Below are 24,615 nucleotides of genomic sequence, written 5' to 3' on the forward strand. Positions count from 1 at the left end.
TTGCGCTATTTCGAATCCATCGAACACTAGCCCGCCAGCGCCAGCGAGGGAATACGGCTCGCCACTTCAATCCGTGTTAGGATCGCCAACTCTATTCCCTCGCTCGCGCTGGCGGGCTAGTAATCGCACATTATCGAAAACGCCGCGACGCCCCTTTGACGTTTTGCGTTCGATACTGACCCGGCGTTTGCCCGAGTTCTCGTTTGAAGACGACGCTCATGTATTCGGGATGATCGTACCCCGCGAGCGTAGCGATGCGTTCTAGCGGCAAATCGGTTTCACGCAACAGTTGACGGACCCGTTTCAGTTGCACGGCGCGAATCTCGGATTGCGGCGAACGGCCGATGTACTTGCGGAAACGGCGTTCCAGAATGCTGCGGGAAACAGGGACCTGTTTCAGAACTTCCTCAACCGAGATCCCATCGCACGCGTGCTGGCGAATGTATTTAACCGCCGACGCGACCAAGGGGTCATCGATCGCCAGCACGTCGGTCGATTGCCGCGTGACGACGCCGATCGGTTCGATCAGTTTGTTCATCTGCTTCGGCTGTTCGCCCCGCATCAGCGCATCCAACATCGACGCCGCTTCATAGCCGATTCGCTGTGGGTTAGGCATGATGCTCGACAGCGGCGGATCACAGAGATCGCAAACCAACTCGTCATTGTCGACGCCGATCACTGCGATTTCTTCCGGCACGGCGACGCCGATGCGTCGACACGCGTCCAGGACGTGCTGACCACGCATGTCGTTACAAGCCATGATGCCGGCCGGTCGCGGCAGCGATTCCAACCAACGGACGATCTGGCTTTGCTGCTCATCCCAGGTCAGTGCGGTCGTCGTATCCCAAGGAGATTGGTACTGGTGAAAGTCGAACCCTGCTTTGGTGACAACCGTCTTGAACCCCTCCTGACGACGTGACGACCAGTTATGTCCGGTAAATCCGCAGAAAGCAAAATGGCGAAACCCCCTCTCCAGAAGGTGTTGCGCCCCCATTTTGCCAACCGCTTCGTGATTCGTGCCGATCTGCGGTAATCCCTGACTGCCGTAGATGTCGGTCAGATCCACTGTTGGGATCTTCAAAGCGCGAAGTTTCTCAGCAAGACTGGGCGTGGTTGACCGCGTGATGATGCCATCTCCCTCCCATTTCTCCAACCATGCGGGGGGCCTGACGACCAACTCACGCAGGTCGACATAGATCGACCAAGGCTCATTCGCCACGACGTATCGATTAATTCCCCGTAAAACCTCGCGCCCGTAGACCAGCGACGTTTCAACAATCAACATAACGCGACGACGTTGCATGGAGCGTAACAGTTCTCAAGAGTGAAAGAGGGCGGCTTTCCCAATTTACCAATTATGACCCACGTCCGCTGGCATACGCAATCCAATAACGACAGTGTGAACCTGTTTTTGGGGTGGATTTTGCCGTTTTTTTAAGTTTTCTGTTCCACTCAGCGGTCTGAGCCTGCAAAACTTCTCAATTCCCCGTTCCGAAAACTCATTGAAACTAGCCCCGCAAAGAGAAAGAATTAGACGATATGAAATCGTTCATTTTCCTTTTCTGATGATTTCGTTCCTGCCGCCAGACACCATCCTGCCTTGAATGCGTCCTGTCCGACGATCGTGGAGTCTCGAATTGAGTCGTTTTAACACCCAACTTGTCTTCCCCTTAGCCTGTCTGTTTGCGATCTGCACCGCAAGCTTCGCCCAGGAAGAAGTCGACTATGCACGCGACATTCAGCCGCTGTTAGCCAAACGATGCTACTCGTGCCATGGTCCAGGCGACGTTGAATCGGGACTACATATTGATACGCGCGAAGGCGCACTGGCCGAAGCCGATTCTGGCATGGCTGCGATCGTGCCGGGCGAACCGGACGAAAGTGAGCTGCTGCGCCGCGTTGTCTCGACCGACGAGTTCGAACGAATGCCGCCGGAAGGTAAGCCGCTGAAGTCGGAAGAAATTGCGTTGCTACGTCAATGGATCAGCGAAGGTGCGAAATGGAAAAAGCATTGGGCGTTTGAAAAGCCGGAGCCGCAAACGCCTCCCGAGGTGCAGCACCAAGAGTTGGTCGCCAATCCGATCGATAACTTTGTGCTAAAGCGACTGGAAACCAACGGCTTGCAGCCGAATCCGAGCGCCGATCGCCGGACGTTGATCCGCCGTGCCTATTACGACCTGACCGGTCTGCCGCCGACCTACGACGAGATCGAAGCGTTCGCCGCCGACGAGTCGCCGCAAGCCTATGAGAATCTGGTCGATCGTCTGCTTGCTTCGCCGCAATACGGCGAACGCTGGGGACGTCACTGGCTCGACCTGGTGCGCTTCGCCGAAACCAATAGCTTCGAGCGCGACGGCGATAAGCCCGACGCCTGGAAGTATCGCGACTATGTGATCCGCTCGTTCAACGTTGACAAACCATACGACCAATTTTTGATCGAGCAATTAGCGGGGGACGAGATTCCGAACCCGACGCCTGAGTCTATCATCGCAACCGGATACTATCGCTTGGGCGTGTGGGATGATGAGCCGGCCGATCCGCTGCAACACGAGTTCGATCATTACGACGACCTGGTCAACACGACCGGTAAAGCGATGCTTGGGCTGACGATCAATTGCGCTCGCTGCCATGACCATAAGATCGACCCGATCCCGCAGACCGACTACTACGAAATGGTCGCGTTCATGCGAGACGTCGCCCCGTATGGCAAGCGCGGCGACATCTCGAACAGTCGGCGAGAAATCACCTCGGATGATATTCGCAAACTTCATGATGAAGCGGATGAAAGAATCGGCCGCCTGCAAGGCGAGCTCGACGAGATCTATCGCCAGGTCGTCGACAAATTGCCGGAAGGAGAGCGCAACGAAGCTCGCAATCCGAAAAAACGCCGTGAACTGGAGAAGCGAATCGGCGAGTTTCTACCGGAGCAGAGCAAGCTCTATGAAGAACTGCGACAGCAATTACGAGAAGCCCGCACTGAGCAGAAACAGCTTCCTCAGCGCCAGTTCGCGATGGCCATCAACAAAGCGTTGAATCCGCCGCCGGAGACGCACTTGATGATGCGCGGTAATCCGCACGTTCCAGGAGATGAGGTGAAGCTGGGCTTTCCTGATATTTTTGAAGCCCCCGAACCGGTGATCATTCCGCCTGCCGGTGGAAAAACGTCAGGGCGTCGCTTAGCGCTGGCCAAGTGGATCGCATCCGACGACAATATGCTGACGTCGCGTGTGATGGTCAATCGCTTGTGGCAACATCACTTTGGTCGCGGCATCGTCGCTTCGACCGACAACTTTGGTCAGCTTGGTTCGCAGCCGACCCATCCCAAGTTGTTGGATTGGCTGGCCGAGCAGTTTGTGGCCAGCGGCTGGAGCATGAAACAGCTGCATAAGCTGATCATGATGTCCAATACGTATCAAATGTCGTCCGCAGGTTCCGAGCAAGCGTTAGCGAAAGATCCAGCGAACAATCTGCTGTGGCGTCACGACATGCGTCGTCTGTCGGCCGAAGAGATTTACGATTCGCTGTTGGTCGCCAACGGTTCGCTGAACGACAAGATGTTTGGCCCCAGTTACTATCCAAAAGTTTCCGACGAAGTCAAAGCAGGGCAGTCGCAACCCGGCGCCGGTTGGCATAATTCGTCGGAAGAAGAGCGAAATCGTCGTGCGATTTACATCTTCGTCAAACGCTCGCTCATTCCGCCGATGTTGGCGAATTACGACTTCCCCGAAACCGATGCGCTTTGTCCTGAACGTTTCGCGACGACGCAGCCAGCCCAAGCGCTCGGCATGCTCAACGGCGACTTTCTGAATGAACAGGCGAAAGAGTTTGGCGACTTGCTTCGCAAAGAAGCGCCCGGCGACTTGCGTCAGCAGATCGTCTTGTCGATCGAGAAAGGACTGGGACGCGACGCGACCGAGGCCGACATCCAATCAGGCGAAGAGCTGATCGCCAAACTAAAAGAGAAGCACACGCTCAGCGATGATCGAGCGCTCGATCTCTATTGCTTGATGGTGCTGAACTTGAACGAATTCATTTTTATCGACTAACCAAACTGCAGTTGCGGCGGCGATTGTTTCGATCGCCGGTTCCACTTTGCAGAAATGGAGAGAAATAAGATGGCCCACAACAACCTTCCTCACGGCGACTTTTGCGGACGAACTCGACGCGAATTCCTTTGGGAAACCGGAGGCAAGTTCACCGGGCTCGCGCTGACGGCGATGCTGGCGAAAGATGGCTTTATGGCCGATCAGGCCAAAGCGTCGGAAGGCGAAAAAACCTTCCAGAACCCGCTGGCGGCGAAGGCTCCTCACTTTCCGGCCAAAGCGAAGAACGTCATTTTCCTCTTCATGTACGGCGGCCCCAGTCATGTCGATACGTTCGACTACAAGCCCGATCTCTATCCGCTCGACGGCAAGACGATCCCGGTAAAAACCAAAGGCCGCGGCGGCGCCAAAAACGAAGGACGCGTTGTTGGTCCTAAATGGAAATTCAAACCTTACGGCGAATCGGGCCAGATGGTTTCGGATCTGTTTCCCCATCTGGGAAGCTGCGTGGACGACATCGCCTTTTTGAAGTCGATGACGGCCGAATCGCCGATCCACGGCTCGGCCATGTTGAACATGAACTCTGGTCGCATTTTGAGCGGCTTCCCTTGCATGGGTTCGTGGGTCAACTACGGACTCGGCAGCGTGAACGAAAACTTGCCGGGGCATGTCGTCATGCTCGATCCGACCGGCGGTCCGATCAGCGGCGCCAAAAACTGGTCGAGCGGGTTCATGCCGGCGACCTATCAAGGTTCGATCTTCCGTTCCAAAGGAGCGCCGATCATCGACCTCAAACCGCCGCAAGGGATCACGCGTGAAATGCAGCGGGACATTCTCGATACGCTAAAAGACTCGAACGATCGCCACTTGGCGTCGCGCTTCGATAATTCGGACCTCGCGGCGCGGATCGCCAGCTACGAGTTGGCCTACAAGATGCAAGAGTCGGCGCCGGAAGCGGTCGACTTCGCCGACGAAACCGAAGATACGATCAAGCTGTACGGTATGGACGATCCGCAGACCGAAGAGTTTGGCCGTCGCTGCTTGATGGCGCGCCGCTTGGTGCAACGAGGCGTTCGCTTCGTGCAACTCTACTCCGGCGGTCACCACAACGACGCCAACTGGGACGCGCACGGCGACCTGGTGAAAAACCACACCTACCATGCAGGCCGTACTGACAAGCCGATCGCCGGGTTGCTGAAAGACCTGAAGCGAACCGGTCTGCTGGATGACACGCTAGTGATCTGGGGGGGCGAGTTTGGTCGTCAACCGACGGCCGAATATGCGGAGGGAACCGGCCGCGATCATAACTCGTACGGCTTCACCATGTGGATGGCCGGCGGCGGTATCAAAGGGGGAACGACGGTTGGCGCAACCGACGAGCTAGGCGCCGAAGCGGTCGAACGTCCCCTGAAGGTGAAAGACATGCACGCGACGGTGCTGCATCAACTGGGACTCGATCCCAATCATCTCAGCTACTTCTACAGCGGACTGGATCAAAAACTGACCGGCGTCGAACATGTCGAACCGATTCACGAGATCATCTAGAACCGCAGTCCCCTTCCAACGATATGCACAGAGCTGGCCCACAAGCCAGCTTTTTTTTGCATTCGCCAATCGTAACAGCTTGCCTCCCACCGACTCCTCTCCCTGCATGGGTGGCAGGAATGCTAGAATCGAGCTCGCAACTCGGGTGGAACGACTTTCGATTCAGGAGGCAAGACGATGGGCGCAATGGATCTAACTCCCTATGGCATAACCGTCGCGGACGTACGCCGCAATCTGGCCCCTTCGCGGCTGTATGAAGAAGCGATTCGCGTTGACGAAAAAGCGGCGATCGCCGACTCCGGCGCATTGATCGCCTATTCCGGCGAAAAAACAGGGCGATCCCCCACCGACAAACGGATCGTTCGAGCGGACGAATCGGAACACGAAATCTGGTGGGGATCGGTCAATATCAACATTGACGAAGCGACCTACATCATCAATCTCGAGCGAGCCAAAGATTATCTCAACACACGAAAAGCGCTGTACGTGGTCGATGCGTTCGCCGGCTGGGATCCCAAATATCGGCTGAAAGTCCGCGTTATCTGCTCGCGTCCGTACCACGCGCTCTTCATGCACACGATGTTGATTCGTCCGACGCAAGAAGAGCTGGCCAATTTCGGTGATCCCGAAGTCATTATCTACAACGCGGGACAATTCCCCGCGAATCAACACACGCCGGGGATGACCTCCAAGACCAGCGTGGACGTCAATCTAGAAAAGCGGGAGATGGTGATCCTGGGAACCGAATACGCCGGTGAGATGAAAAAGGGCGTCTTCACTATGATGAACTACTACATGCCGAAACTCGGCGTACTGTCGATGCATTGTTCTTCGACGACCGATCCGCAATCGGGACATAGCTCGGTGATGTTTGGGCTCTCTGGGACCGGCAAAACGACCCTCTCTGCCGATCCCAAGCGTTTGTTGATCGGCGACGACGAACATTGCTGGTCAGATGACGGCATCTTCAATATTGAAGGAGGCTGCTACGCCAAAGCGATCGATCTGGCGCCCGACTCCGAGCCGGAGATCTTCCAGGCGCTTCGATTTGGCGCCGTGCTCGAAAACGTGGTCTACGATGAAGACGACCACCACGTCGACTTTAGCAATACCAGCATCACGCAAAATACGCGCGGCGCGTACCCGATCGAATTCATTCGCAACGCCAAGATTCCCTGCATCGCTGGTCACCCGGACGATGTGATCTTTTTGACCTGCGACGCGTTTGGCGTCTTGCCGCCGGTCAGTCGCCTATCGCCAGCACAAGCGATGTATCACTTCATCAGCGGCTACACCGCCAAGGTCGCCGGGACCGAAATGGGCGTGAACGAACCGCAAGCGACGTTCAGCCCCTGTTTTGGCGGACCGTTTTTGGTTTGGCATCCCGGCAAGTACGCCGAGTTGTTGGCCGAGAAAATGGCGAAGCACAACGCCAAGGTTTGGCTGGTCAACACCGGCTGGGCAGGCGGAGGTTACGGCGTCGGATCGCGCTTCAAGCTGAAGTACACACGCGCAATTATTGATGCGATCCATGGAGGCGTCCTCAGCGACTGTAAGACGGCGACCGATCCTTATTTTGGCGTGGAGACCGTCACCGAAGTTCCCGGCGTACCAAGTGAGCTCTTAGTCCCCAAAACCAGTTGGCCCGACGCCGCCGCCTACGAGCAAGCGGCGAAAAAACTGGCGGGGCTCTTTATCGCCAACTTCGAGAAATATGCAGGCGGCGTCAGCCCAGCGGTGCTGAATGCCGGCCCTAAGGGCTAACCGCGATTTAAGCCAGAACGAACATGAACACGCCGCCGCATTGCTGGTGGCTTTTTCATGCGCCGCCAGCAAAACATCGGCACAAATTTATCTGACGGCATAGATCTTGCGGTTCGTCTTGATATGAGTACCAACGAATCGCCCGACATGGCGGAGATCGAAAAAATTGTCCAGCGCGTTGTTGAGCGTCAACAAGCCGATTCCAGCGCGAAAGAGCGTAATATGCGCCGACAGCGTAAAGCGAAGCAACGACGCAAACAACGTCGTAAAATGGGGCGTTCACTGGAGGTCGTAAAATGGTGCATGATTGTTAGCGTGTTTCTCACATTGGTCAGTATGGTCAGCGTTGCCTGGACTGCCTATCAAGTCGACCGGACTGTGAATATGGTCGAAAGTGAAATCGCGAATTTTCGCCAAACCATCTACAATCCGGTCGAAAATGCTGCCGCGGCATTAGGGCGACAAGTGGACGAAAGAATCGAAGCTTACTTCCAAGAAAAACCAGCAACCAAAGTAGAGAATCAACCCGGCGATGAAGAGATGAAAATGTTAGAGGAAGGTACGGAAACCGATAACGTGGAATAAGGCCAAGATCGTCAGACCATCAGCGGATTGGTTGACAGGCATCCGCGCTGGTTATTAGGCGTTCATCATTGAGCTGCCAATACCGATTCAGAACGCGTCATATAAATGGGGCCGCGTGTTCAAACTTTCGCTTTTCTTCGGGCGCAAAGCCATTTTTGAAAAAGCCCAACAGATAGTAGGAATCTGGCACAGCAGGTGCTGTCTAGTCGCGTGAGATAGAACGCCAGAAGCTTGGTTCCTCATTTGGTCAGAGTTCGGATTCCCACCACCTTCGCAGCCGAACTGCCTGACAGAGTCCGCATTGCCCAGCGGCTCAATCACTTGTCGTCCCCTCAAGGTTATTTGGTTCTGGAGATTGTCATGCCTGCGATGCCATTGATGTCGGCTGCGGATCGTTGCCTCGAATTGGCGAACCGCGTTCGTCATGCGTTGGAACTGCTCGGATATCCCGATCTTAATCAAATCTCGTGCGAAGCCTCGACCGCCGACGAGATCACATTACGCGGCTCGACCAATTCGCTTTATCTGCGTCAGGCAGCGCACGCCGTGGCGCAGCACGTCCCTGGAGTACAGAAGGTGCGCAACCGTATCGTCGTGCTCGATCCCGTACAACCGGCAGCCTGATAAGTCGCCCCATTGGGCTGTCGCGTTAGGCTGGATGTATACCTGCAAATGCATCCAGCCTATTTTATTTCTTGGAGACTCTCGTCACTCTAAAACCGGCGATTGATCTCTCGTTGGGCGTGTCTCTAAAGTTCCATTAGCCGCCTGCGGTGGGTGGAGATCTCTTACGTCCCGATCCCCCTCTCTCCATCTGTGGAATTACCAGATCCACCAATGCGGATAGTGGGGCTGCAAAGCCATCGCCATTCGCAGCGTGGCAGTGATCAACAAGTACGTCGCATAGATCATAAACCCAAGGATGAAATCGACTTCAAAACATCCCATTGCGGCACACGATCCGGCCGCCAAACAGATGGAAACCCACATTAAGAGAACGGGAAACTCATCGGGCGAAATTCGGGCGAACGGAATCACCAGGGCATACAGCCCCCAGATCGCGGCGAACGCGACCGCACATAATGAAACGCGAATCCATAGCTCGCTGCCGTGAAACGCTTCGAGTTCATCATTGCGGGTAAACCAATAGGCGCCATAGACCACAGGAAACGCCAACGCTAGTGAACCGATTACCAAGATCGGCGTTTTCGCCGCGTCATCCATCCCCCGCATCAGAAATGCGATCCCCAGCACCAGGATCGCCGAGACCAGAACGATCGCCAATGCGACCGGAGAGAACTTCGCGTCTTCGCGTTTGATCGGCTCAAAGACGAGCCGTCCGGCCGTATCTTTCACGCCGCCGAACTGTTCTTTCTCATGTATGACGACTTGCTCATCGAGCGTGGGAACGCGAATCGTCTTTTTGCAGTTCGGACAGGGGCCCTCTTTGCCCGCAAATTTGTCGCTGACGTCATACCGTTTTAGGCAATGGGGACAAGTAACGCGTATTTTGTTCATGAGGGAAGATATTCCGGTCGAGAAAAGCAGGAGATTCGCTGCGTCTAGTTTGGCGAAGTCGGCAGTCTCGTCAAGCAATGAGGCGGTAAAGAATTTCAGCCGCAGCCCAAAAGCGAAGACGAGGTAAAGTCATGCCGGATCTTCCTAAATTTGCGTTACTTACGTTTGCTACTAAACTAGAATAAGCGACTTCCAGTTGGTCGTGATGCGCTGGCGACATTGTTAGGGATGAGGTCTTCGTGTCGGCTTCTAAAGAAAAAGATCTGGTCTTTCTCTGCCCCAATGGGCACAAGCTGCATGCGCCGCGGCGACTGCAGGGACAAGCGGGCCAATGCCCCCATTGTAACGTGAAATTCCGGGTTCCGGTGATCGATGTCGATGACGAAATCCACCCCGCCGGACACGATGCGTCGCCGCTCGACTCTTCGGTCGATGTTTCTGCATCGGCCCACAAATTGATTGGTCCTAGCCGCAGCGGCATCTTTGAGTCGGGCCCTGGTGATGCGGCCCAGAAGGACGAAGGAGGATTATCCAACGTCTTAGGACCGAGTGCCTCGCGCGGTTCCTCTCCCAGCATCGCTTTCAGCGGGTATGGGCGTCTTTTTCAGGAGTTTCTCCGCCTTTGGAGCCTTCGCCGCCCTGGCGCAACCGTCGAACTTCACCTGCCGGAAGGAGAGATCTTTGTGCCAGAGTACTTCTCTCCCTCCCGTTCGACCGCCGAATTCGGCTTTTTCGCGCGTAGCCCCAAATCGGGTGAATACACGATTCAAATCGTCCCTTGGCAGTCCGTCTGCCGGATCGTGGTCAGCGGCATCAAAGAGCTGCCAACCGATTTAACCAGCTAAGACGCCGTTAATCGGCGGCGATTAGTGCGGTTAACCCCTTAACAGGTTGTATGTTGCGCCGCGATTCACTCCTGGGCGAATCTCGCTCGCCACAGTAAAATGGCAGCCGTTGGCTGGGCACGAGCGACGCGACCACTGCAACGCCACCATTGGGACAAGCACAGGAAACAGATGCAGGCAGATTCGACAATCCGCGTCGGCGCGGTTTCCTATTTGAATACCAAGCCGCTGGTTCACGGACTGGCCGCCGCTCACTCCGATATCGAGCTCGTCTTTGACCTGCCAAGCCGACTGGCCGATCAGCTGGCCGACGGTGACTTGGATGTGGCGCTGATTCCTTCGGTCGAATTTTTCCAAGACCCAAGCTACGCGATCGTGTCAGATGCCTGTATCGCTTGCCGCGGCCCGGTCTGGAGCGTGAAGCTTTTTTTCCGCAAGCCGCCGGCTCAAGTCGAGACGCTCGCCCTAGACGAGGGCTCGCGAACCAGCGCCGCGTTGTCCAAGGTCCTGCTTTCTGAACGCTACGGCCTAAAACCGCAAACAATGCCGCTGCCGATCGACAGTCCGTTTGACTCGGTCGACGCCGACGCGGTGCTGATTATCGGCGATCGAGCGATTCATACGCCGGACGAGCAATTCGTCGAAGTTTGGGACCTGGGCCAAGAGTGGCGCGCCTGGTCAGGCAAGCCGTTTGTGTTCGCCGCTTGGGTGGCGCGACCCGGTTTTGACACTCCGCAAATCGCGGCGGCATTGTCAGCCGCAAGAGACGCAGGCCTGGAGAACTTGGCGGAAATCGCCGCCGCCGAAGCTCCCCAGCATCGCCTGACCACGCAGCAGTGCTTAACATACTTGCGAGACAACCTACACTTTATCTTAGGGTCCGACGAAGAGAGCGGTCTGGCCCTGTTTCACGCACATGCGGTGCAGCGAGGGCTGGCGCCGCCGAACGATCGATGGACGCGACATGATTGCAAAGCTACTTGAGAAAGCGGTCGCTGGAGAACGTTTGACCCCGGCCGAAGGTTTGCAGCTGCTCGAGTCGCACGACCTGGTCGCGCTGGGTCGCGCCGCCGACGCCGTGACGCGCCGTCTGCATCCTGAGAACTTCCGCACCTACAACATCGATCGCAATATCAACTACACCAACGTCTGCACGGCGGTCTGCGATTTCTGCGCCTTCTATCGCGGACCGAAGAGCGACGAGGGATACGTCCTCTCGCAAGAACAATTGATCGCCAAAGTGCAGGAGACGGTTGAACTAGGCGGCGAGCAAATCTTGCTGCAAGGGGGACTTCATCCGAAGTTCACCCTCGAGTGGTACGAAGAAATGCTGTCTGACCTGAAACGCCGCTTCCCGACGGTCAACATGCACGCGTTCAGCCCGCCCGAGATCTATCACTTCACCAAGCTCAACAAGCTATCGCTGCACGAGGTTCTCTCGCGTTTGAAAGCGGCCGGTCTCGGCAGCTTGCCCGGCGGCGGCGCCGAGATCTTGGTCGATCGCGTCCGCGACGAGATCACCCGCGGCAAAGTGATGACCGACGATTGGCTCGACGTGATGCGCGTCTGGCATCAACTGGGGGGGCACAGCTCGGCGACCATGATGTTCGGCCATGTCGAGACGTTGGCCGAGCGAATCGAGCATCTCGATCGCCTCCGTCAGCTGCAGGACGAAACCGCCGGGTTCACTGCGTTTATCTGCTGGACCTTCCAGCCGGACCATACCGACATGTCCGACGTTGCGCCGGCCGGTTCGTTTGAGTATCTCAAAACCCAGGCCGTCGCGCGGCTCTATCTCGACAACATTCCAAACATCCAATCGAGCTGGGTCACCCAAGGCCTGAAAATGGGTCAGCTGGCGCTGCTGTACGGCGCCAACGACATGGGCAGTTTGATGATCGAAGAAAACGTCGTCGCCGAAGCCGGCACCGTCCACTACCTAACGCTCGATCAAATCCGAGATTCAATCAGCGAGTTGGGCTATACGCCGCGCCAACGCAACGTCCATTACGACTTGATCCCGGTCGAACACGAGCTGAAAGCGGTCAACGCGAATCGCCTGCGCGATCAGCAATTGCTGCAGTTGGTGTAGGAGAGCGAACCTTTACGATCGCTTGGGGCTCCTTCCGCTGTGAGTTGAAAAATTTGCCCGGCACGCGTGGAGCAAGCATGACCAACGAGTGGACCAAGCCAGAGCATTCGCTCGCCTATCTGCGGCGCGCCAAACGTCAAACGCAGCGTCAAATGGGAGATGAGACGCTGCTGGCCGAGTTGCCGGGCGACTGTCGCCGCGTACTGGATCTCGGCTGCGGCGCCGGACATCTGTTGGGACTAGTGCTAGAGAGATTTCCAGAAGCCAGCGGCGTTGGCGTCGACTTTTCTGCGACGATGCTTGAGCAAGCCCAGCTTCGCTTTGGTGAGGATCCCCGCGTCGAATTGATCGAGTGGAGTCTCGATGAGCCATTGCCGCAGATCGGCGTTTTTGACGCCATCATCTCCAGCTTCGCGATCCATCACTGTAGCGACGCGCGGAAGCGGGCGATCTATGAAGAAGTATTTGCACAACTGCGTCCCGGCGGCGTCTTCTGCAATCTCGAGCATGTCGCTTCGCCCACCGTCGCAATGCACGAGCGATTCTTAAGCGAACTGCATATCCCGCTGGAAGAAGACGATCCTTCGAACCAATTGCTCGATGCCGGAACGCAACTGAACTGGCTACGCGAAATCGGCTATGAAGAGGTCGATTGCTACTGGAAATGGCGCGAGATGGCGCTGCTGGTCGGCAAGAAACCAGCCGACGCTGCAGTTTCTTCATAGTTTTGAAGTTGCGATTTTTCGAACCAAGCGAACACTAGCCAGAGGCGCGAGCGACTGCGTTTGGCTACTTTGAGCCGTATCCGAATTGCCGAGCGATTTTCCCTCGCGGGCATTTTTTGAGGTTGCGCTATTTCCCTGGTTGGCCGCGATAGCTCCGCTATCGGGGCGGCGCAGCCGTAAGAGGCATTGGTTCCCCGTAAGCAGTTCAGGGTCTTTTCGCCATTTCCAACGGTATGGCGACCACCGAAGTAAATCCGACCGCGGCTCGACGCCTCTTACCGACTTCGTCGGCCCCGATAGCGGAGCTATCCGGGCCAACCGGAATCCGTTCGGCCAAATAGCGCAACCTCAAAACCTCGCGCAGCGGGCTACGAAGACGATAGGGTTGCAGGAATTCTTGTTGCAAATCGCTCGTCGATAATCGATAACTGGGATTGCCCGCGATATCACGAGACATCGCATCTCGTTTAACCATTCCCGCTCCCGCCTACTTCGCTCCCCCTGCTTGGAGAATCTCGATGAAGTCGCCGCTACGTGCACTCTTTCTCGTCCCAATCTGTTCGCTGCTTCTCTCTAGCTTATCCGCCGCCGAACTGCGTCTGGCGACATTCGAGGTCGACGCTTCTCCCCAGATCGGAGCGCCGCTGGCCTATGTTCCGACCAAGGAAATTACTTGGCCGCTCAGTTGTCGCGGCGTTATTTTGTTGGGCGCCGAAAAACCGATCGTCCTTTGCACCGTCGACTGGTTAGGAATTGGCAATGATTCGAATCGCTTGTTCCGGCAAAAGCTGGCCACGGCCGTCGGTACGACCAGCGACCACGTCGCCGTACATACGCTGCATCAGCATGATGCGCCGCGCTGCGATTTGGGCGCCGCCGCGCTGTTGGCGAAGTACGACGCCGAGAAACAACATTACGACGTCCCGTTCTTGCACGACGTGATCGACCGAGCGGCCAGCGCCGCGGCCGATTCCATCAAGCAGGCGAGTCCCGTATCTAGCCTCTCGATCGCCGCCGCCGAAGTTCACGACGTCGCGTCAAACCGTCGCATGCTGGACGCAGCCGGCAAAGTAGCCATCACTCGCTATACGGCCTGCGCTGATCCCAAGATCCGCAACCTGCCGGTCGGCGTGATCGATCCGATGTTGCGTCTGGTCGCTTTCTATAACGGCGATAAACCGCTGGCGGTGATTACGACCTACGCGACCCATCCGCAAAGTTACTATCGGACCGGCGGCGCCAATCCCGACTTTCCCGGTATGGCCCGCGATCAGCGACAGAAGGAGACCGGCGTCTTTCATCTGCATTTCAATGGCGCTGGCGGAAACATCGGCGCCGGAAAGTTCAACGACGGATCCCACGCCAATCGTCAAGTGCTGGCCGATCGAGTTGCTGACAGCATGCGACAAGCTTGGGAGTCGCAAGCGAAGCAGCCGATCAGCGCCAGCGATGTTGCCTGGAAGAGCGTCGGCGTTCAACTTCCGGCGGCGCCTCACTTGGATGGCGAGGCGCTGGCCGCGACGGTCGCTGACCACAAGACGCCGGCGGCACAGCGCGTGCATGCCGCCGACAAGCTCTCTTATTTCAACAGCCTGCAAGCAGGCGAAAAGCTGAACATCGGCTGCCTAAGCATCGCGGATACGCGGATTCTGTTTCTGCCGGGAGAGTTGTTTGTCGAATACCAATTGGCGGCGCAGCAAATGCGACCCGATAAAAATGTGTTGATGGCCGCTTATGGAGACTATGGACCGTTTTATATCGGCACCCGCGTCGCCTATTGGCAAGGAGGCTACGAAACCAGCGAAGGGGCGACCAACGTTTCGCTCGACGCCGAGCAAGTCCTCACCACCGCAATGGCGACGCTGTTAGAAGCACCGAACACCAAAGTACGTCCCAACGACTTTACTGACACGATCGGCCCTGGCCTGCCGAAATAATTTTGTTTTTTCAGTTCTGCCTATAGGGCAAAGTAGACGTCTGCCAAATTGCCAGAGCCGAACTTTCTTATTCATTCGGCGGCAAGTTTCGCTCATCGACCATCAATTCCGACGATCTGGTCAATGAGCTCCATTGCGACGACGTGGCGCTCGGCATTGATCGCTTTGGACAACTCGCTCTTGATGTGGCGCCGATGCACCATGTTGGATCAAAGAAACGTTCGCAAATCTTTGCAAACTTCAGACCGTATTTTCTCACTCTGCGCAATTTGATTCGGTATCCTTAAGGAAAGCCAAGGAGCAACCAACGCCGGGGAAAGACCAATCCTCTGCTGGTGTGGCCTATTCCCCGTCATGCACATGGACGTGCAATCTCGTCTGACAAAATACGATATGGAATGGAGGTGCATTCATGACTACAACCGCACGTTCTTTGATTGCGCTGCTGCTGTTTACCGCCCCCGCTTGTGCTCAAGTTACGGCGCCCAGCGCCGCCCAACCGGCCAAGCCGAAGGTCGTAGAAGCAAAGCCTGAAAAACCGCCGGAGAAAGCAACCACCGAAGAGGCCGAAACCGAACAGGCCGCTCCCCCAAGTGAAGCCGAAACTGCGATCGCAGCGGCGATCCAGTCGTATGTGATCGCGTTCAACAAGGGCGACGCGGAAGCGTTGGCGGCGCATTGGACACCAGAAGGGGAATTCGCCACGCCGGCTGGCGACATCCTGCAAGGTCGTAAGGCGCTTCAGGAAGACTTCGCCGCCTACTTCTCCGCCAACCAAGAGGCGAAGATTGAGCTGCTCGAAACGCAAATCACGCTGGTCTCTCCCAGCGTCGCATCCGAAGTGGGCGTCGCTCGTGTGATCGTTCCTGATCAAGAGCCGAGCGATACGATGTACGAAGCGGTGCATGTGAAAACGACGGAAGGCTGGAAGATCGACCGCGTCAGCGAACAAGCGCCGCCGCCTCTTCCACCCAGCAACTACGCACACTTGCAGGAATTGGAGTGGTTGGTCGGACGCTGGATCGACGCCGATGAAACCTCTTCGATCGAATCGAACGTCCAATGGACGAAGAATCGAAATTTTATCACGCAATCGTTCAAGGTCTCGATCGGAGATCGCGTCGATTTTGAAGGCACCCAAATCATTGGCTGGGATCCTTACGCCCAGACCATTCGCTCTTGGACCTTTGACTCGGATGGCGGATTCGGCGCGGGTCGCTGGACCAACCAGGGAAATCGCTGGACGGTGCAATCGCTGAATGTCCTTCCCGACGGCCGGCGCGGATCTTCGACCAGCATCTACGAAATTGTCGACGAAAATAGTTTGCAGTTTCAATCGGTTGGTCGCCAGGTCGATGGCGAGCTGATGCCCAGTATTGAGCCAACCACCGTGGTGCGCGTTTCCGTTGAGTAAATCTCCGGCCTGCCCCTTCCATTCATGCAGAAAACAGGAATCCATTCGATGACCTACAAACTTTACATAAGTCTCGCGATTGCGGTGCTGCTCTCTTTCTCGGTAACCGAAGTCTGGGCACGCGGCGGTCGCGCTGGCGGCGGTGGCGGCGGACGTTCGATCTCACGACCCAGCGGAGGCGGCGGAATCTCGCGTCCCAGCGGTGGAGGTGGAATCTCACGACCAAGTGCGCCAGCACGAACTCCGTCGATGAGCCGACCAACGCCCAGCCGACCGACCACTTCAAGACCCAACATTTCCAAACCCAATATCGCCTCGGGCGGCAATCGCCCCAACATCTCCAAGCCAAATATATCTAAGCCAGATCTTTCCAACCGGCCGAACCTGAATCGTCCTGGCGGTGATGGCAATCGACCGAATTTCTCGAAACCCGATTTCTCCAATCGCCCGAACCTGAATCGTCCCGGCGGAGACGGCGCTCGGCCAGGCTTGTCGGGCAATCGTCCCAACGCCGGCAATCGCCCCTCCGGCGATGATTTGAAAAACTTCCTGGACTTACCAGGGACCGGCGACCGTCCGAACATTGGCGACCGTCCAAACATTGGCGACCGTCCGAACATTGGCGACCGTCCGAACATTGGCGACCGTCCGAACATCGGCGACCGTCCGAACATTGGCGACCGTCCGAACATCGGCGACCGTCCGAACATCGGCGACCGCGTGAATGTGGGTGACAAAACCAATATCGGTGATCGTACAAAGATTGGCGGCGGCGATCGCATCAATACCGGCGACATCAATATCAACGCTGGCAACAAGATTGGGATCAACAACCGTCAGAACAACGTCAACTCGATGCGCAACAAGTGGACGAATGTCAACAATCGTCCCTTCGACAACAATTACTGGAATAACAATCGTTTCCACAATAACCCTGCCTGGCGTTGGCAAGCAGGTTGGAATCGTTATCCCGGCAACTGGTGTTGGCATCCCTGTGCTTGGGCCACGATGGGAACCTGGTTCGCTTGGTCTTGGCCGCAACCGTATACGTACGACTATGGAACGAACGTCGTTTATCGTGACAACTACGTTTATGTAAACGATCAGCAATACGCGTCAACCGATCAGTACTATCAACAAGCCGATACGATCGCGGAAAGCATTCCGCAGGACGCCGATCCCGAAAAGATCGAGTGGATGCCGCTGGGAGTGTTTGCGATTTGCGAAGAAAACGCCGCCGATACCGGCATGTTGATCCAGTTGGCCGTTAGCAAAGACGGGATCATCGCTGGTACGTTCTACAACGACATCACCGACTCAGGGCGCCCCCTGCAAGGCATGGTCGATCAAAAGACGCAGCGAGCGGCCTGGAAATTCGCCGACGGTAAGAATACCGATGTCGTGATGGAAACCGGGATCTACAACCTCACCAAAGAGGAATCAACCGCCCTCGTTCACTATGGGGAAGAGAAAACCGAAACGTGGCTGATGGTTCAAATGCCTGATCCTGACGCCGACACCACGACAAAATAGCGGCGATCCTCTTGGCGTCCCTACCAAATCTGGCGACATCTTGGGATGTCGCCAGATTTTTTTTGCGCGCTATAGACGCGAATGTCACCAACAGCGCTTCCATTTCAATCTCACGCCGCTCCGCTTTCGGGCCTCTTGTTACGTCTCCATTCCCAATAAACGACTCCCAGCGTCGATTCACCTTGCGATGACTTGGCGGCTGCGCAAAAGCGATCTAGAATTCTCTCCACATCACCTCGGACCGGCAACACATGCCCTCGCACACCGCTTCCATGAGCTTCCGATAAAACATGGATCGTCGTGGAGCGAAATATTGGAGAAAGACAAGCGTGCAGATATTGTTTCTATTGAACTCGCGTCGTTTCTGTTATCTCGCTGCTGTCTGCATCTGCTTTTCAGTGTTGGCGTTCCCGATCTCCACGGTCGAAGCTCGCGATTGGCTCAAGTGGCGAGAACTGCCGCCGCTGCCTAACGAGCTGGGTGTCGCTGGACCTTTCGCCGGCGTCGACAACGATGCGCTGATCGTCGCCGGCGGCGCCAATTTCCCCCGACCTGTCTGGGAGAACGACAAGCAGTGGGTCGATCAGATTCATGTGCTGGTCAAACAGCAAGGGGAATACGTCTGGAAAGATGGCGGACGATTGCCGCGTCCGATCGCCTATGGCGCCAGCGTTTCAACGCCGAACGGCGTGTTGTGTATCGGCGGCAACGACGCCGAGCATGTTTATCGGGACGTCTTTCTCTTGCGTTGGGATGGAACCAAAGTCACGACAACGCCCTGCCCTGCGTTGCCGGCGCCTTGCTGCTATTGCCAGGCGGCGATTATCGGCACGACAGCGTACGTTGCCTGCGGACAACAAGAGTTGGGACTGGAAAGCGCGACCAACACGCTCTGGGCGCTTGATCTTACGAAGTTATCCGATACCGTCCCGCAGGACTGGAAATTACTTCCACCGCTTCCTGGACCAACGCGCGCCTTCGCGTTGGTTGCGGCTCAACATGACGGGTTTCGCGATTCGCTGTATGTAATCGGCGGACGTCGCTCTGAAGATGGCGCCACCCAATTCTTACGCGACGTTTGGCGCTATGAACCGGTCGCCAACGAGTGGAAACAACGCCGCGATGCGCCGCGCATTATCATGGCAGGCGAAGCGATCGGAATGGGCCAAAGCCATATTCTGATCTTGGGTGGAGCCGACGAAAACAATTTTGATAATTCGGACGAGCTCAAAGATCAGCACCCCGGCTTTCCCCGCGAAGCGTTCAGCTACCACACAATTACCGACTCCTGGTCATCGGCCGGCGAAATCCCTGAAAACCTGGTGACGACCACGGCGGTTCGCTGGGATGGAGCGATCATTTTGCCCAGCGGCGAAATCCGGCCTCGCGTTCGCTCTCCGCATATCTGGCGGATTACGCCGATTGCTTCCGACAAAAGCTTCGGCACGCTCAACTATGTCGTCCTCTTCGCTTATCTCTTGGCGATGGTCGGCGTTGGCGTTTATTTCGCGCGCATGAATAAAAACACCGACGACTTCTTTCGCGGCGGGATGCGGATTCCGTGGTGGGCGGCAGGCTGCAGCATCTTCGCCACGATGTTGAGTTCACTGACCTTTACCGGCATTCCTTCCAAAGCGTACGCACAAGACTGGGTTTACGCGATCGGCAACTTGACGATCCCGCTCGTTGCGATTGTCGCCGTCTACGTAGCACTGCCTTTCTATCGTCGGATCGATGCGACCAGCGCCTATGAATATTTGGAGATGCGTTTTGGCAGACCGGTTCGGGTTTTCGCCAGCGCCAGTTTCGCGCTGTTCCATGTCTTTCGAATGGCGGTCGTCATGTCGTTAACCGGCTTGGCTCTCGCGGTGGCGACTCCCCTTTCGCCGGCACAGTCGGTCTTGCTGATGGGCGTACTCAGCATTCTCTACTGCACGATGGGCGGGATCGAAGCGGTGATCTGGACCGATACGATTCAAACCGTCGTGCTGCTTGGAGGAGCGATGCTGGCGATCGGCTTGCTCGTTTCAGGAGTCGACGGAGGCGTGAGCGGCTTTCTTTCGGTCGCCGCGAGCGACAGCAAGTTTAACCTGGCGAACCTGCACTGGGATGCAACCGACGCCCAAACGGCGTTCTGGGTAATCATCGTTGGCGCGATCGCGCAAAACCTTTCGTCCTACACCGCAGATCAGGCAGTCGTACAACGCTACATGACCACCCCGAACGAGACGCTAGCCGCTCGGTCGATTTGGACCAACGCCGTGCTGGCGGTTCCGGCGACGCTCCTCTTCTTTGGCATCGGCACGGCGCTGCATGCGTTCTATCAATCGCATCCCGAGAAGCTGGATCCCACCATCACGACCGATCAAATCTTTCCCCTGTTTATCGCCCGCGAAATCCCCGCCGGTCTGGCAGGCCTGATCGTGGCCGGCATCTTTGCAGCGGCTCAGTCGACCGTTTCGACCAGCATGAACTCCACCGCGACGACGATTGTCACCGACTTTCTGAAGCCGCTGAATTGCTGCCGAACCGAGCATGGCTATTTGAACGCCGCGCGGCTCTGCACGCTGCTGATTGGGATCGCCGGAACCTGCCTGGGGCTGGTCTTCGCCAATCCAGAGATTCGCTCATTGTTTGACGCGTTCATCATCGTGATTGGTCTCTTCATGGGCGTATTGGGCGGCCTGTTCCTGTTGGGGGCGCTCACTCGACGAGCCAACCAATTTGGCGCAATGACTGGCGCTCTGGTTGGCGCCGGCGTAATGTTTTGCCTTTGGAAATATTCCACGCTGAACGGCTATCTCTACACGGCGTGCGGAATCACGGTCTGTTTTGTCGTAGGCTATGTCGCTAGTTTGGTGACGCCGCAATCGGGCCGCGATCTCACCGGCCTGACGATCTTTGACGCTCGGCGTTCCGAATTAAAAAACCAGCACAGCGAAACATGAAAATCGGCGGCGAATCTCGCGAGCAGATTCGCCGCGTCTCGATCCAAAGCGTACAATTAGGCAGGAACATTCTCGTCTCTTCCGGCCTCGCATCGCGGAGATATCGCATGTCGATTCCCGTCACTGAATTGATCCAGCAACTTTGGGGGACGTTTCGCCAAATGAATCCCCAAGCAGGTCAAATTGTCGATCTGCTGGCGCAGCGCGGCGACCCTTTGCAAAATGATCATATTGCGTTTCGCACCTTCAATGATCCCCGCATCGGCGTTGCTCGCCTGGCCGAACCATTTCTCGCAGGCGGATATGTTGTCGGCGACGAGTATCACTTTGCCGAAAAGAAGCTCTACGCCCAACATTTCGAGCATGCCGATCCCACTCTTCCCAAGATCTTTATCAGCGAGTTGCTGCTGGAGAAGTTCGAGCTGCCGCTACGACAAACGGTCGATAAGCTGATCGAACAATTCGATCTAACATCGATCGACGCCGATCATCCGCTTTGCATCGCTGGTCGCCCTTGGCGGGTTTCGTACGAAGTTTGGAAATCGCTACGTGATCAAAGCGAGTACGCCGCTTGGATGGCTGCGCATGGATATTGCGCCAACCACTTCACGGTCTTCGTCAATGCGTTAAAGTCGGTCTCGTCATTGGCGGAACTGAATGCGTTGCTTGTCGCGCAAGGATTTCAACTCAACAGCGAAGGGGGCGCGATCAAAGGTTCTCCCAGCGTCTTTCTCGAACAATCGTCGACCATCGCGCCGACGATCGAAGTTGATTTCACCGACGGCGTCCACGCTGTGCCTGGCTGCTATTTTGAGTTTGCTCAGCGCTATCCGCTGCCCAACGGAAACCTCTTTTCCGGTTTTGTCGCCAAAAGCGCCGACAAAATTTTTCAAAGCACCGACAGTCGCAGCTAGGGCAACAAACGTTTATTTCCCAAGATCCGCCCCAGTTCGTCAAACGCGTTCCCGACTTCGTCCACCAGATCGGGATCGGCCAAATCGGCGATTGACAGCTCATCGCGATAGTGCGTCTCGATCCAGACTTGCAGCCGTTGGTGCAACTGCGGAGTCCAAATAATCGCACGCGGCAAAGCGGCGAACTCGTCTGGAGTCATCACTACGCGCAGTCGCAAACAAGCGGGGCCGCCGCCGTTGTGCATACTCTGTCGAACGTCGACAAACTTGCAATCAACAATGGGGTTATCTTCCCTCAGTAGGCGCTCAATCACTTGCTGCGCCGCTTGAGAACGCTCACACTCCAGCGGGCAAACCAGCGTCATCGAGCCTGCGGTCGTCGTCAGCAGTTGACTATTGAAAAAATAAGTCCGCACCGCTTCTTCCAGCGACAGTTCTTGGTCAGTAATCACGAGCGTCCGCAAATCGCCTGCGAACCGCCGCTCCAACTGTCTCAACACCGCCGCTTGATCGACGAACGCATGTTCGTGCACCAAATGAACCGAAGCATTGCCGACCGCGATCACGTCGTTATGAAACACGCCGGCGTTAATCGCTCGCCGACTTTGCTGAGCAAACAGGGTCCAGTCCGGCGAGAGTCCATGCCGCTTCGCGATTAGCTCTGACGCTTGCCTGGTTTGTCGTGCTGGGAATCGGTTTTCGGAAACGGTCGTATCATCGCCGCTGCGACCATAGACAAACAGTTCCACTCCACGTTGCTCGTATTGCCTGCAAAGTCGCGTCTGATTGGCCGCACCTTCATCGCTGTACTTCGCCTGATCAGGCAACGGATCATGCACGACGAAAAAACGTTCCTCCGAAAAAATCTCTCGCAACAGCTTCGTCGTTTGCTCCGCTTCTATCTTGCGATGCGGCATGCTGATCAGATTGGCCGGCGTCCAATGAATGCGTCCGTCCAAGGTATCCGCGCTCGGCGAAACTGTCGCTGCGTTCGCGGCCCACATGGACGAAGCGCTATAAGCGACGCTCAACAGTTCAGGCCGCCGCCGCGCAACCGCATCAACGACGAGTCGCGGCTCGCCGCTGAATCCTTGCTCGCGTAAAAACTGAAGATGCGGTCTCCGCTGCGGTGGAAAGATTGCTTGCGGTACGCCAAGTTCCGCGACAAGCTTCATCTTGTCGAGTCCCTCCAGCGCCGCACGTCGCGGTGACGAACGATGATGCCGGTGCGAAAGGGAGGCCAAATTGCCGGCCGATAGCCCGCCGAAGTGATGCGTGGGACCGAGCAAACCGTCAAAGTTGACTTCCATCACGCCGTTCAACGATCGCTCCTCTCCCGAGGAGTCGCCGGTTCGAGTCCGGCAACCGGAACGCTACAAAAATCGGTGGCAAAATACCCTGCCGGTCGATAGTTGCCGCTCTGGCCGATTCCGCCAAACGGCAATCTTCCGCTAGCGCCGGTGGTCGGCAAATTCCAATTCACCAATCCGGCGTTCACCTGACGGCGAAAACGCTGGAAGTCGTCTCGATCACCGCCGAGAAGTCCTGCGACCAAACCGAAACGGGTTTGATTCGCTTCGCGTATCGCCGCGTCAAAATCGTCGACGCGTATCACCTGCAACAGCGGTCCAAACATTTCTTCGTCGGATCGCGATCCGCACGTCGTCACATCGATCAAGCCTGGCGAAAGAAACGCCGGTCCGCTCGGCATCCGCCGGCTTTCCAAGATCGGAATCGCGCCGCCGGCGAGCAAACGCTGCTGCTCCGTCAAAATCCGATCCACGGCAGCGGCGTGAATCAGCGGTCCCATAAACGGCTCTGGCGTCGCATCCGCCGCGCCAACCACAATTTGCGACGCCTGTTCCTGCAACTGCTGCAGAAACGCCGTGCACTCGCCCACCAAGATCAGCCGCCTAACGCAGGTGCAACGTTGGCCCGAGGTCAGAAACGCCGATTGAATCACCTGATCGAGCATCGACAGATTCTGGTCCGGCTCCAGCACGACCAGCGGATTGTTCCCTCCCAATTCCAGCGCCAACAGCACTTCGGGGCGATGGACCAACGTCTCGCGCAGTTTCAAACCGGTCGCCAAACTACCGGTAAAGAAGAGTCCGCGTAAGTCGGCATGTTCGGCGATCAAGCGTCCAGTCGCAGCGCCGCCTTGCAGTAGGTTGAATACGCCAGGCGGAAGCCCCGCTTCGTTCCATAGCCTTGTCGTCAGCTCGGCGACCTGCGGCGTCAGTTCGCTCGGCTTGAACAGGACGCTATTGCCGGCAAGCAGCGCCGGCACGATCTGCCCGTTGGCGATATGTGCCGGAAAATTAAAGGGACCAAAGACCGCGACGACGCCCAGCGGACGATACCAGGTTCGTCCGATCCGCCCCTTCAAATCCAACGCCTCTTCCGGGCGACGGCGCTGTTGTGCATCAATCGTGACTTCGATTTTCGCCGCAACGGCGTCCACTTCCGATGCGGCGTCCCAGAGCGGCTTCCCAACTTCGGCCGAAATTGTCTGCGTCATCGCATCGCGATTGGCGCGAACCGCTTCCGCAAACGCGCGTAGCACCGTCGCGCGCTCCTCCCAAGGGGCCGTACCCCAAGGAATCTGCGCCTCGACCGCGGCGAGAAAAGCGTCATCGACATCCGTGCTGTTGGCGGCATTTCCTTCCCACACGACTTGCTCGGTTGCGGGATTGAGCGAAGTAAACGGCTCGCCGCTTCCTTCGCGCCATTCTCCATCGATTTGTAACAT

18 protein-coding genes are annotated in these 24,615 nt (G+C 56.6%); 14 read left to right on the forward strand and 4 right to left on the reverse strand.

The window, feature by feature from the left end; translation table 11 throughout:
• Nucleotides 1–130: 130 nt before the first annotated feature.
• Entirely contained in the window at nucleotides 131–1,303 is a 1,173-nt protein-coding gene (locus tag M4951_RS17130) for a xylose operon transcription regulator XylR (RefSeq protein WP_262022865.1), read from the reverse strand.
• A 334-nt stretch (nucleotides 1,304–1,637) separates the two neighbouring features.
• Here M4951_RS17130 and M4951_RS17135 point away from each other — a divergent pair, with 334 nt between their 5' ends.
• From M4951_RS17135 to M4951_RS17155, 5 genes are all read left to right on the forward strand, one after another.
• Nucleotides 1,638–4,046: a PSD1 and planctomycete cytochrome C domain-containing protein gene (locus M4951_RS17135; RefSeq protein ID WP_262022866.1), complete on the forward strand. Its 2,409-nt coding sequence runs from the start codon at nucleotides 1,638–1,640 to the stop codon at nucleotides 4,044–4,046.
• A gap of 69 nt (nucleotides 4,047–4,115) precedes the next feature.
• Nucleotides 4,116–5,588, forward strand: a complete 1,473-nt coding sequence (locus M4951_RS17140; protein ID WP_262022867.1) for a DUF1501 domain-containing protein — start codon at nucleotides 4,116–4,118, stop codon at nucleotides 5,586–5,588.
• 177 nt (nucleotides 5,589–5,765) lie between these two features.
• A complete protein-coding gene (pckA, locus tag M4951_RS17145; RefSeq protein ID WP_262022868.1) occupies nucleotides 5,766–7,352 on the forward strand; it encodes a phosphoenolpyruvate carboxykinase (ATP) in 1,587 nt (528 codons plus the stop codon).
• Nucleotides 7,353–7,409: 57 nt separating this feature from the next.
• The gene (locus M4951_RS17150; protein ID WP_262022869.1) at nucleotides 7,410–7,937 is read left to right on the forward strand and encodes a hypothetical protein; all 528 of its coding nucleotides are present in this window, start codon (nucleotides 7,410–7,412) and stop codon (nucleotides 7,935–7,937) included.
• Between the two features lie 360 nt (nucleotides 7,938–8,297).
• Nucleotides 8,298–8,561 carry a BON domain-containing protein gene (locus tag M4951_RS17155; RefSeq protein WP_262022870.1) on the forward strand — a complete coding sequence of 88 codons (264 nt, stop codon included), beginning with the start codon at nucleotides 8,298–8,300 and terminating at the stop codon, nucleotides 8,559–8,561.
• A gap of 198 nt (nucleotides 8,562–8,759) precedes the next feature.
• On the opposite strand, the gene M4951_RS17160 is transcribed toward M4951_RS17155, so the two are convergent.
• A complete protein-coding gene (locus M4951_RS17160; protein ID WP_262022871.1) occupies nucleotides 8,760–9,455 on the reverse strand; it encodes a zinc-ribbon domain-containing protein in 696 nt (231 codons plus the stop codon).
• Between the two features lie 239 nt (nucleotides 9,456–9,694).
• Between M4951_RS17160 and M4951_RS17165 the strand changes: the two genes are divergently transcribed.
• From M4951_RS17165 to M4951_RS17205, 9 genes are all read left to right on the forward strand, one after another.
• On the forward strand, nucleotides 9,695–10,300 hold the full coding sequence (locus M4951_RS17165) for a hypothetical protein (protein WP_262022872.1): 606 nt from the start codon (nucleotides 9,695–9,697) through the stop codon (nucleotides 10,298–10,300).
• 171 nt (nucleotides 10,301–10,471) lie between these two features.
• Nucleotides 10,472–11,284 (forward strand): menaquinone biosynthetic enzyme MqnA/MqnD family protein, encoded by an 813-nt coding sequence (locus M4951_RS17170; RefSeq protein ID WP_262022873.1) that lies wholly within the window; start codon nucleotides 10,472–10,474, stop codon nucleotides 11,282–11,284.
• A complete protein-coding gene (gene mqnC / locus M4951_RS17175) occupies nucleotides 11,265–12,392 on the forward strand; it encodes a cyclic dehypoxanthinyl futalosine synthase (RefSeq protein WP_262022874.1) in 1,128 nt (375 codons plus the stop codon). The genes M4951_RS17170 and mqnC overlap by 20 nt, the downstream gene beginning before the upstream one ends.
• A 77-nt stretch (nucleotides 12,393–12,469) precedes the next feature.
• On the forward strand, nucleotides 12,470–13,117 hold the full coding sequence (locus M4951_RS17180; RefSeq protein ID WP_262022875.1) for a class I SAM-dependent methyltransferase: 648 nt from the start codon (nucleotides 12,470–12,472) through the stop codon (nucleotides 13,115–13,117).
• 518 nt (nucleotides 13,118–13,635) lie between these two features.
• Entirely contained in the window at nucleotides 13,636–15,054 is a 1,419-nt protein-coding gene (locus M4951_RS17185; protein WP_262022876.1) for a hypothetical protein, read from the forward strand.
• Nucleotides 15,055–15,466: 412 nt separating this feature from the next.
• Nucleotides 15,467–16,468, forward strand: a complete 1,002-nt coding sequence (locus M4951_RS17190; RefSeq protein ID WP_262022877.1) for a YybH family protein — start codon at nucleotides 15,467–15,469, stop codon at nucleotides 16,466–16,468.
• A 48-nt stretch (nucleotides 16,469–16,516) separates the two neighbouring features.
• Nucleotides 16,517–18,001, forward strand: coding sequence for a hypothetical protein (locus M4951_RS17195; protein ID WP_262022878.1), 1,485 nt, complete (start codon nucleotides 16,517–16,519; stop codon nucleotides 17,999–18,001).
• Nucleotides 18,002–18,291: 290 nt separating this feature from the next.
• Nucleotides 18,292–20,949: a sodium:solute symporter family transporter gene (locus tag M4951_RS17200; protein ID WP_262022879.1), complete on the forward strand. Its 2,658-nt coding sequence runs from the start codon at nucleotides 18,292–18,294 to the stop codon at nucleotides 20,947–20,949.
• Nucleotides 20,946–21,863 (forward strand): DUF1338 domain-containing protein, encoded by a 918-nt coding sequence (locus M4951_RS17205; RefSeq protein ID WP_410050397.1) that lies wholly within the window; start codon nucleotides 20,946–20,948, stop codon nucleotides 21,861–21,863. Before M4951_RS17200 ends, M4951_RS17205 begins: the two co-directional genes overlap by 4 nt.
• Here the strand turns inward: M4951_RS17205 and astB are convergent.
• A complete protein-coding gene (gene astB, locus M4951_RS17210) occupies nucleotides 21,860–23,176 on the reverse strand; it encodes an N-succinylarginine dihydrolase (protein ID WP_262026933.1) in 1,317 nt (438 codons plus the stop codon). The genes M4951_RS17205 and astB overlap by 4 nt on opposite strands.
• 5 nt (nucleotides 23,177–23,181) lie before the next feature.
• On the reverse strand, nucleotides 23,182–24,615 hold the full coding sequence (locus tag M4951_RS17215) for a succinylglutamate-semialdehyde dehydrogenase (protein ID WP_262022881.1): 1,434 nt from the start codon (nucleotides 24,613–24,615) through the stop codon (nucleotides 23,182–23,184).

This window comes from Blastopirellula sp. J2-11 (assembly GCF_024584705.1).
Classification (GTDB): Bacteria; Planctomycetota; Planctomycetia; order Pirellulales; family Pirellulaceae; genus Blastopirellula.